Source organism: Clostridium sp. CTA-6 (genome assembly GCF_054768115.1).
Window position 1 is genome coordinate 340,687 of sequence record NZ_BAAAAU010000002.1, and the last position, 11,880, is coordinate 352,566.

The 11,880-nt window shown below is 26.0% G+C and carries 8 protein-coding genes; 7 read left to right on the top strand and 1 reads right to left on the bottom strand.

What is annotated here, in order from left to right:
- Positions 1–29 precede the first annotated feature (29 nt).
- From ACYUDJ_RS04875 to ACYUDJ_RS04905, 7 genes are all read left to right on the top strand, one after another.
- Positions 30–2,327, top strand: a complete 2,298-nt coding sequence (locus ACYUDJ_RS04875; protein ID WP_139814339.1) for a YhgE/Pip domain-containing protein — start codon at positions 30–32, stop codon at positions 2,325–2,327.
- A gap of 373 nt (positions 2,328–2,700) precedes the next feature.
- A complete protein-coding gene (locus ACYUDJ_RS04880) occupies positions 2,701–3,510 on the top strand; it encodes a polysaccharide deacetylase family protein (protein WP_003487492.1) in 810 nt (269 codons plus the stop codon).
- A gap of 107 nt (positions 3,511–3,617) precedes the next feature.
- A complete protein-coding gene (locus tag ACYUDJ_RS04885; RefSeq protein WP_003487489.1) occupies positions 3,618–4,304 on the top strand; it encodes a response regulator transcription factor in 687 nt (228 codons plus the stop codon).
- Positions 4,305–4,313: 9 nt separating this feature from the next.
- Complete coding sequence (locus ACYUDJ_RS04890; RefSeq protein WP_043031104.1) at positions 4,314–5,708, top strand: HAMP domain-containing sensor histidine kinase; 1,395 nt, start codon at positions 4,314–4,316, stop codon at positions 5,706–5,708.
- Positions 5,709–5,774: 66 nt separating this feature from the next.
- A complete protein-coding gene (locus ACYUDJ_RS04895; protein ID WP_003487486.1) occupies positions 5,775–7,268 on the top strand; it encodes a hypothetical protein in 1,494 nt (497 codons plus the stop codon).
- Between the two features lie 43 nt (positions 7,269–7,311).
- The gene (mnmM, locus tag ACYUDJ_RS04900) at positions 7,312–7,878 is read left to right on the top strand and encodes a tRNA 5-(aminomethyl)-2-thiouridylate-methyltransferase MnmM (protein ID WP_043031106.1); all 567 of its coding nucleotides are present in this window, start codon (positions 7,312–7,314) and stop codon (positions 7,876–7,878) included.
- A 25-nt stretch (positions 7,879–7,903) separates the two neighbouring features.
- Complete coding sequence (locus ACYUDJ_RS04905; RefSeq protein WP_003487482.1) at positions 7,904–8,578, top strand: TVP38/TMEM64 family protein; 675 nt, start codon at positions 7,904–7,906, stop codon at positions 8,576–8,578.
- A 421-nt stretch (positions 8,579–8,999) separates the two neighbouring features.
- Here the strand turns inward: ACYUDJ_RS04905 and ACYUDJ_RS04910 are convergent, their stop codons facing one another.
- Positions 9,000–11,678, bottom strand: coding sequence for an EAL domain-containing protein (locus ACYUDJ_RS04910; RefSeq protein WP_043031108.1), 2,679 nt, complete (start codon positions 11,676–11,678; stop codon positions 9,000–9,002).
- Between the last annotated feature and the right edge of the window lie 202 nt (positions 11,679–11,880).

The following is an 11,880-nucleotide window of genomic DNA, read 5'->3' on the forward strand; positions in this document are numbered from 1 at the left end:
GATAAATAAAATTTGAGGAGATGGTTAGGATGAATTATAAATGTATGTCTAAGAAAGTTGCAAGTTTAGTAATAATAGGTTCAATGCTTAGTTCAAATGCAGTATATGCTGCAGATACTATTAAAAAGGATGAATCAGTCTATGTTACATTAAATCAAAACGGAGTAATAAAAGAGAAGATAGTTAGTGATTGGTTACATTCAGAAAACGCAGGAATAAGTATAAAAGATAAATCAGAACTAACAGGAATAAAAAATATAAAAGGAAATGAAAAACCTGAAATTTCAGGAGATAAAGTAACTTGGAAATCAGATAAAAAGGACATATTCTATCAAGGAAAAACAGATAAAAAACTACCTATAGAAACAGACATAGTTTATAAATTAGATGGAAAAGAAATAAAACCACAAGAATTAGCAGGAAAATCAGGAAAAGTAACTATCAATATAAAAATTAAAAACACAGATGCTCATAAAGTAACTGTAAATGGAAAGGAAAGAACTATATATACACCTTTTGCAGTAGCTTCAGTAGTAAATCTTCCAATAGATAAATTTACAAATGTAGAAGTAAGTGAAGGAGAAATAATATCCGACGGAAATAATCAAGCTATAACATTTGTAACTGTACCAGGATTAAAAGAAAGCTTAAATGTGGATGAAAATATACTTGATATAGATTTAAAAGATGAAATAGAAATAACAGCGGATGCAAAAGATTTTGAATTAGCACCTATAATGATGACAGCTACAACAAAAGTACCAGAAATGGACAAAATAGAAAAATCAGATAAAATAGATGAACTACAAAATGGTATAAATGATATAAAAGATGCCACATCAAAATTAGAAGATGGATCCTCTAAATTAGCAGACGGAGCTTCTAAATTAGCAAATGGTAATAGTGAATTAGCTGGTAAAACAGGACAATTAGCATCAGGTGCATCACAGTTATATAGTGGTATTGGACAGTTATCAGGAAATATGAATAAATTTGGTGGCGCTATAGAACAAATGGAAGCAAAAACAGGAGATTTAGCAGCAGGAATAAAACAATACGCAGGAGGGGTAAACACATCTAAAAAGGGTGCAGTAAAATTAAATGATGGAATATCAAAATTAGGTAAAGAGACTGAGAAAATGAAGGAATTACCAAAAGCAACAAATCAGATTCAAGATGGTTCTATAAAATTAGAAGTTGGAGCAAAAAATATAAATGAGAATACAGCAAAAATAAGTGATGGATTGGGAGAGTTAGTTAAAAATACAGAAAATATAAAAGCAGGAACCCAACAAATTGCAGGTGGAATGGAACAAGCAGCAGGAGCTGCAGCTAGTATTAAAGCTGCTAAGCAGCAGGAGATTAATGGAATAAATAATAATTTAAATAATATGAGAAATCTAAGAACGGTAGCAAATCAGATAGAAGATGAAAGTGTAAGAGCATCAGTACTTCAAAAAATTGATGCAGAGATAGCTGCATTAGAAGTAATGCAAGGAAGTAGTCAACAAATTATTGGAGGATTATCAAATTTAGAAGGTAAACTTGGAGAGGCAAAACAAGGTGCACAAAATTTAGATACAGGCATAAGTCAAGTGCAACAAGGACAAAAGAATTTATACGAAGGTTCACAAAAACTTTATAAGGGTACTAATGATTTAGTAAGTGGAACATCAGGCTTAAGCCAAGGTGCAAAGGAGCTTAACAAAAATGTAGAACAATCAACTCCTAAATTAGGAGAAGCAATAGGTCAATTAAATGAAGGAAGTGAAAAATTAAAAGTAGGATTATCTGCCTTAGATTCAAAATCCAATGTATTAGTAGATGGATCCAATAAGCTAAATGGTGGTTTATCAGCAGCAAAAGGAGCAACATCACAATTAAGTGCAGGGGCAAGTAAATTAACTGGGGGAGCAGGAAAATTAAATGGTGGCTTATCATTAGCAAAAGGTGCTACTTCAAAACTAAGTGACGGTGCAAATAACATTGCTAAAGGAAATAAAGAGTTAAGTGTTAACATGACAAAGTTTAATAATGAAGGCGTAAAGAAAATAGATAATAAATTGGGTACAAAGATAACAGATGTAAAAGAAATATTAGATGTAAAAGATGAAATAGTTAACCTATCTAAGAATTATGGAACTTTCACAGGCTTAGGGGATGACATGGAAGGTAATGTTAAATTCATAATGAGAACAGATGAAATAAAGAAACCAAAAGAAGAAGAACCTAAGAAGGAAGAGAAAGCATCAACACAAGATAAAACATCTGCTCAAGAACAAGAAAAAGGCGGAATAGGTAACTGGATAAAAAATTTATTTAGTTAATTTTCATAATAGAGAAAGGCAGTTCTTAATTATTAAGAACTGCCTTTTTATGTTCATTATTAAATAAGTTTTTCATATATTATTAAAGATGATATGAAAAAGATTTATAGTAAATCTATAATAAATATTAAATAAAATTCATTTAGTATTAATTTAATGTAAGGAAGGTGATAAAATTGTTTCAAGTTGTATAGATAAAGCTATTTTAATATAACTATTAGTTATATTAAATGTTATGTGGTAAATAAGACTAAAAATAATTACAATATAATTATAATAGCTATTATTTATAAATATATTTTAATAAGTTTGTAACCCAAAATTCTATTTAAATTAGTATTATTATAAATGAAAGTTTTTGGAGGCTGTTAATATGGATAAAAAAAATAAAATTTTATTAATAACAATATGTGCTTTGTTTTTTATAGCAGGTTTTTTCGTCACCAAAAACATAGTAGATAAAAATAATGAAAAACAAGTTATGAAAAAAGAAATGGTTAACAATAGTAAAATGGTAATTAAACAAATGGATGATAAGGTAGTGTTTAGTGAATATGTAAAGGACAAATATGATGCTAAGCAAGTATTTAAGAAAGACGGTAAGAAAATAGCCTTTTTAACCTTTGATGATGGACCAAGCTATCTAAGTAATGATATATTAGATATATTAAAAAAATACAACATAAAGGCTACTTTTTTTGTAGTGGGAAACTTAGCAAGGGAGAATAAAAGTATAATAGAGAGACAAATTAAAGAGGGGCATTCCATAGGCAATCATACTTATACTCATAATTATAAAAATATTTATTCTAGCGTAGATGTTTTTGTAAATGAAGTAGATAAAACTCAAAATGTTATAAAATCTATAGTAGGATCTAACTATGATATAAAACTAGTAAGGTTTCCTGGAGGATCTTTTGGAGATAGATTAAATCCTTATAAAGAGGCTATAAAAAAGAAGGGGTATTATAACATGGATTGGAATGCTTTAAATGGAGATGCAGAAGGAAATAATATACCAAAAGAGAAATTAATACAAAATGTAAAAAGTACTATTGAAGGAAAAAATCATGTAGTTGTGCTAATGCATGATTGTGCAGCGAAAAAAACTACTGTAGAGGCATTGCCAGATATAATAGAGTATTTAATATCACAGGGCTACGAATTCAAAGCCTTAAAATAGTATATATATAAAATATCTTAAATTTATAGTTAAAAGTTGTAAAGAAAGCAAAAATTACAATATACTAAAGATATAAAAATAAGATACTAAAAACTGAGGTGGAATATATGGATAAAATATTAATAGTAGAAGATGAACCTTCTATAAGAGGCTTTGTAAAAGTAAATTTGAAGATGAATAATTTTGATGTAATAGAAGCAGAAACAGGAGAAGAGGGGGTAGAAAAAGCAAGAGAACATAAACCAGAGGTAGTTATATTAGATATTATGTTACCAGGGATGGATGGATTAGAAGTGTGTAAAATTCTAAGACAGGAGTTCACTAATATGGGAATAATAATGCTTACCGCTAAAAGCCAAGATACAGATAAAGTTTTAGGATTAGAATATGGGGCAGATGATTATATAATAAAACCCTTTAATCCTTTAGAACTTACTCTAAGAATAAAAGCTATATTAAGAAGGGTTAATGCAGTAAAGGAAAATGATGATAATATAATAACTGGAGGGCCATTTAAAATAGATCTTTATTCAAAAAAAATCTATAAAGATGAAGAAGAAATAGACATAACCCCAACAGAATATTTACTTATGAAAATATTTATTGAAAATCCGGGGAAAGCTTTTAATAGAGATGAGTTATTGGATTTAGTTTGGGGCTATGATTTTATGGGAGATTCTAAAATTGTAGATGTAAATATAAGAAGATTAAGATCAAAAATAGAAGAAACACCATCTGAGCCTAAATTTATAAATACTGTATGGGGAACAGGTTATAGATGGCAAAACACTTAAGGAGTTATTATGAGTAAAATAAGTGTAAAAAGAAGGTTAATGGTAAATTTCATATTAATTATAATAATAAGTGTTTTTATACTAGAATTTTTATTAATTCTTTTTACAAGACATTATTATTATAATAATTTAGAGGATGCTATTTCTAATCAAATAAAAACTTCTGCAGAATTTTATAACAAATATTTTTCAAATTCACCCTTAGAAGATAATGTATTAGATAATGTAGATGTATTTTGGAGACAGACCTCTGCTCAGGTACAAATAATAGATACAAAGGGTAAAGTCTTAATGGATTCTATAGGAGTATCAAATAAAGACCAGATAAAGACTTCAGATGTTCAAAAGGCATTAAAAGGAGAAAAAGGAGTATGGTTAGGCAAAGTTGACTATGATACTTCTGGTGTAATGGCAGTAACCTATCCATTAAAATCAGACAATCAAATAGTTGGAGTATTAAGATTTATAACTTCATTAAGATATGTAAATAGTGATATAGCAAGGATATCTTTAGGCTTTTTACTTATTGGGTTAGTAGTAATTTTAATATCTGGCTTAGTTAGTCTATTTTTAGCTAATAGTATAACAGAACCTATAAAAGAATTAACTTACGTAGCAAATAAGATGGCCTCTGGTAATTTTAAAGTTAAAAGTGAAAAAATGTTTGATGATGAGTTTGGAGAACTATCAGATACATTAAATTATATGGCAGATGAGATAGTAAAAAAAGATCAGCTAAAAAATGAATTTATATCTTCTGTATCCCATGAACTAAGAACTCCTTTGACCTCCATAAAGGGATGGTCAATAACATTAAACTCTAATGAAGTAGATAAAGAAGTTTTAAAAGATGGATTAAAAATAATAGAAGATGAGAGCGAAAGACTAAGCGGAATGGTAGAAGAATTATTAGATTTTTCAAAGTTCGTATCAGGAAAGATGAATTTAAATAAAGAAGAAATAAATATATGTGAAATAATAGATACAGTAAGAAAGCAATTAGAACCCTATGCTTATAGAAATAGAATAAATTTTAAAGCAACCTGTATAAATAAACTGCCTAATATATATGGTGATAAAAATAGAATAAAACAAGTTTTAATAAATTTATTGGATAATGCTTTTAAATTTACTCCAGAAGGAGGACTAGTAGAGTTAAATATTAAGTATGAAGAAGAATATATAACAATTTTTGTGAAAGATACAGGGGTAGGGATAAGCAAGGAAGATTTACCGAGGGTTAAAGAAAAGTTTTATAAAGGTAACAGTGGTAAATCAAAAAATGGCATAGGGTTATCCATATGTGATGAAATAGTAAAGCTTCACAATGGAGTATTACATATAGAAAGCGAAGAGGACAAAGGCACTACTATATCGGTAAAATTACCAGTAATAAAACTATAATACAAATTTATTTTATAGTTAAATATAATTAATATTAATTTAGTATATATAACTAGGAGAATTCATATGAGAAAAAGTAAAATTCTATTAATATTTATGATTTTTATTTATTCATTAACCATAACTGCCTGTGTGAATTTAGGTAATAATAAAAATAATATAGTAGCTCCTAATAACAACTCCTGTCCAATACAAGGAACTTGGAAAATTGATTTTAGCAATTTAGACAAAGATAGTAAATTAAGGCTAAAACTAAAAGATAAGGATGTTATTATAAATTCTCAATATATAATATTAGGAAATGAAGTATGTAAATTACCTGAATTTAAGGTTAAAACCGTAAAAACAGAAGAGTATTTTCTATATAAATTAAAACTCAAGCCTAATAGATTAAATATAAATAAAAAAGAAATAGAAGTTATTTCAACTTCCTGGGACAATAATCCTTTCTATGATTTTATAAAAATAGATGAAAAGAAATTATTAGTATGTGTGGATAATCAATTATTAATCTTAACAAAAAAATCTAATAATTCATATATTGAACCTAAATATAATATAAAAGAAAAAAATTCCTCACAGGATATAGTAATGCCCAAGAGATATACATTATTAAGGACCGGTATATTGATAGGATTAAAAAGTTCAAAAGAGGACTATGTAGATGAGTATAAAAATGAAAAAAAATACAGAACTATTTTTATTTCTTCCCGAAATAGAAATTTAAAGAATGTGATAGAAACGGAGAATTTATTTGTGCCTAGGAAAAATGGATTTTGTGAAATTGGAGTTAATAGAATAAATAATTTAAATAATATACAAGATACTATATTCGTAAATCCATTATATAATAACTATCCAATAAAAAATAATTTTATACTAGAACAGGATATTAAAAATAGAAATATATATAGGGATATATTATTTGTAAGTAATGATTACATATCTATAGAATATAATAATATTCATAAAAATCAGCCTACTGAGTTATATAAAGTTAAAATGTTACCTATTGACAATATAAATGCAATGGCAGGGGTAAATATAGGTGATATAATAGAGAAGGATAGTGAAAAAATATTAGCATCATCTTTAGAAAGTTGCATTAAATCTAAGGATAAAGATATATTAAATAAAGTAGAAAAAAGCTGTAGAAATGATAGTTTTTTTCTTAGTAGAAGAAATGGACATTGGATACTTAAAGGTAGATTAAATGGAATAGTTAATAAAGAGGAATATATAGACTTTAATATCAATACTGAGATACCTAAAAAAATATTAAATTATGACGATTTACATTTATCTTGGAATAGTATTAAAAGTAAAGTTCCTAATGCCTTAGATGCCTATACTTCTCCTAATAAAGATTTAGCTATAATAACTACAGAAAAAGAGTTATATGTATATACTATGGAGGATGGAAAACTATCTAATAAGCCTGTTTATCAAATGGAGCTAGATAAAGAAACTGTAGTTATGGCAGAGTGGGCTACGGCAGATTACGTGAAAAAATGGACAGATACTATTTTAAAAAATAAAAACACACACATAATAAAATAATAGAAATATAGATGGGTTAATTATAAAAAGGGAATGGTAGAAAATGTCAAAAGAAAAGTTTAATAACGCAGTTAGTATAGCAAAATATATATGTGAAAATACATTAGAATTTGGTGATATAGCTGTAGATTGTACTTTAGGTAAAGGACATGATACTATATTATTAGCAAATTTAGTGGGAAATGAAGGAAAAGTAATTTCCTTTGATATTCAAAAAGAAGCTATAGACAAAACAAAAGAAAAATTAAAAGATATTGATTATAAAAATATAACTCTTATAAATGATGGACATGAGAATTTAGACAGGTATATACAAGAAAAGGTAAAACTATTTATTTTTAATTTAGGATATTTACCAGGAAAAGATCATAATATAACAACTAAAGCAGAAACTACTCTAAAAGCACTAAAAAAAGCTTTAAAGCTATTAGATGATAATGGTATAGTTTTATTGGTAATATATTATGGTCATGAAAATGGAAAAGAAGAAAAAGCTGTTTTGGAGAAATTTACAAGTGCACTAGATCAAAAGGTTTATAATGTTATGAAAAATTCATTTATAAACCAAGCTAATGATCCACCATTTTTAATTTGTATAGAAAAAAGGTAGAATGTGTTGAGGAGAATGTTAACTTATGAAAAATAAAAAAGATTTATTCAAAATAATTGGTTTAAGTTTAATTGTTATTATTGTAGCTGTGTTTTTAGCAAAACATGGACATACAATTAGAAGAATGAATATAAGACGTACAGTAAAATATATTCAAAGTTGTGGAAAGTTTTCATCTATATGTTTTTTATTAGTGTATGCTTTAAAACCCTTAGTTCTTATTATTCCAGCTTCTATGTTGTCCCTTGTAGGTGGAATCTTATTTGGACCTGTAAAGGGATTTATATTAAATATGTTAGGCTTTTTCTTATCTGGAAGCTTGGCCTTTTGGTTAAGCAGGCTTCTAGGCAAATCCTTTGTGGATAAGATTTTAAGGGGAAAAGCTGTAGAGTTGGATAATAATATAGAAAAAGAAGGGTTTAAGATTATATTTCTTTTGAGGTTTCCACCAATATTCCCCTATGATCCTTTAAGTTATGCCTCAGGACTTACAAAAATGAAATATAAGCATTTTGTTTTAGGATCTTTATTAGGAGTTATACCAGAAACATTATGTTATTCTTATATGGGGAAAAATGTTATGAATCCTTTAACTTCAAAATTTATAGTTCCTGTACTTTTAGTTATACTAACTACAATTATAGGAATTTATGTCTATAAGAAAAGCAAGATTAATGTTGTAAAAAATGAAAAATTATAGTTTCAAAACAAAATAGATTTAGTCTTAATACCGCAAGAGTATGTCTCAAAATAGCCTTAATTTTAAAACTGTAAATATAAATAATACATTCATAAAGCAATTCATTTTACTAAGTAGTTCTAAATTCGACTTCATTAAAAATTTTTTACCCAGTAAAAGAGGCAACCTCCTCTGGATTCGCTGCTGGCTCCTCACGTCCTGTGAGGAATTACAAAAATTTTTAATTCCGTCAAATTAAGAACTACTAAAGTTCATTCATATGTTTATTACATGTATTATTTATATTTACTATATTAAAATTAAGGCTATTCTTATTTTGAGACACTCTCTTTATATTTGCTAAATTAAAATTAAATCTATCTTGAAACAGCTTTTTAGTCTAAATGATTAAAAATTTCCAGAAAAAATTTCAATTGTAAAATTATCTAATAAATTTACTTTCAAAGTTTTTTATAGGTAATGGTTCAGAGATATAAAAACCTTGAATAAAATCGCAATCTAGTTCTTGAAGAATTTCTAGCTGATCAATTGTCTCAACGCCTTCTGCAATAATATTTATATCTAAACTTTTAGACATAAGTATTATAGATTTTACTATTTGTAAACTTTTATTATCTTTGTGAATATTTTTTATAATACTTTTATCTATTTTAATATTATCTATAGGTAATTTGGTAACATAACTTAAGGATGAATAACCAGTACCAAAATCATCTAGAGATATTTTTATTCCATGTTTTTTTAATGCTTCTAAAGTTCTAATACTTAGATCCACATCTTCCATAGCTTCATCCTCTGTTATTTCTAGACATAAGTAGCTAGGTGGTAGTTTAGTAGTTTTAAGTATATTTAAAACATTATCTACAAAATTTTTATCCTTCATTTGTTTAAAAGATATATTTGCAGATACATACAAGGGATTATTATTTTGTCTTTCCCATAAATGACACTGAGAACAAGCTTTATTTAATACCCAATTATCTATATTAGCTATTTCACCAATGTTTTTAGCTAATGGAATAAATTGATTAGGGCTTATAATTTTATTATCAAATTTCCATCTAACTAAAGACTCTACTGCTATAATTTTGGATGTCTTTAAGTGGTAAATAGGTTGAAAATACACTAATAATTCATTTTTTTCTAAAGCTCGCCTTAATCTATTTTCTAGAATTAAATCATCTAGGGCTCTTTCATTCATGCTTCTAGAATATACTTCATATTTATATCCACCATTTTTTTTTGCTGCATACATTGCAGCATCTGCATTTTTCATTAGTGTAGAAGTGTCTTTACCATCTTCTGGATAGACACTTATGCCGATGCTAGCACCAATAAATAAATCATCTTCCTTATATTTTATTGGATGATTTAAAGTGGTACATATTTTACCGGCTAGTTTTTCAGCATCACTTATAGAATTTATAATTTGTACAATTATAAATTCATCTCCACCAAGTCTACCAATTTTATGATTAGGACCTATCAACATTTTGAATCTAGCAGAAACTTTTTCTAAAACGTAATCCCCAACATCATGACCTAAAGTATCATTTATAGACTTGAAGTGGTCTAAATCTATAAATAAAACAGCAAATCTTTTATTCCTATAGTTCTTTATAGTTTTATTTATAGTTTCTATAATTTTTTTTCTATTTGAAAGACCAGTAAGAGAATCATAATAAGCTAGTCCTAAAATTTTCTCTTTATCTTTTTTATTTTCAGTTATATCTGTTAAAAGTAGGGCGAAATAATCTAACTCCATACTATAAACCACTGCGGAAAACCATTTTCTTAATTCTTCTATATAAATTTCTTCTAAAGTTTCTTTACCACCTACAGAAGAGATCTTTTTTATGGATTTTGTTAAAATTGGATTTTCATTTAAGATAGAGGGAATAAATGAAGATATATGTTCTCCAATTATATTTTCCTTATCTGTATTCAATAATTCGCTAAAATAGTTGTTTATTTCTACTACTTTAAAATCTATAATATTAGAATCTTTATTTTTTACTATTTTGTTATAGGAGAAGTTAGTTATAACACTAGAAAAAAGATAGTTATATTTTTTTTGGTTTTCTATAATTTCTTCTTTTGATGTTTCTAACATATCAAACATATTGTTAAAGTTTTTATTTAAACTTGTTATTTCATCATTTCCTGTAGTATCTAAACGTACAGATAAATCTGCTGTTTTAGCTACATAATTTAAAGTTTTTTCTATAGTATGAATTCTTTTAAGTACTAATTCATTTAAAATTTTTATAAGAAGTATACTCATAAAAATACCTAAAATAAATATAACAAATAGAAAAAATTTGATATTTTCTTTCGCAGCAAAGTAGATATATCTAGTTATATTTAGTTTTAACATAAAGGAATTATTATTAAATATATCTTTTATTAATCCATAGCTTTCAATTAAATTATCATTACCTTCAACTATAGATATATCATTTTTTTTATATATAACATTATACAAATTTTTGTAATCTATAATTTCAAAATTAGTATTATTACCATGATATTTATTAATATTTTCTTTGGTTAAAAATTTAATAAATATCATGGCACCGTTAGGGGTTTTAGAATTTAAAGTATCTGTAATAGGTGCAGCGGTCATTAATAGCAATGAATCATCAAGTTTTGTTAGGCCTTTAAGAGGATGAGTACTTTTAATATTAGAAATAGCAATGGAAGAAAGATAATTTATATTTTTTTTACTTAATTTTTTATTTTTATTATAATATTGCTGAAATACTATATCATTATCTTTATTTACAAATAATATTAAATCAATATTAAAATTTTTAAAAATGCTACTTTCTTTTAAAATAGTTTCTATATAATTATTATTTTTATCATTTATAAATTTATAAGTATCATCCCATATAGCATAATCTTTATTTAAATCATAGGTACTTTCAATATCTTTATTTATTAATTTTAATAATTGCTCAGTTTTAGATACATTATATTTAATTTCTATGTTATTAAATTTTTTTATTATATAAGTTTCTGAAAAAATACTAGTAATAATTATGGATAATAAAAAAATCAACAATATTATATTTAGGGACTTTTTATATAATTTCATTATGATCACGACCTCTATATAATTAAATAATCTTATAGGAATTATTAAAAAATAATATATATTTATTATAATATATATTAACTTATAATAGATACATATATATTACAATAGATAAAATTTTAAAATAAAAAAATAAAGTTGCCTATAAAAATTTATTAGTGGCAACTTTGTATTAAAATATTATTTGAAATTTATTATAATA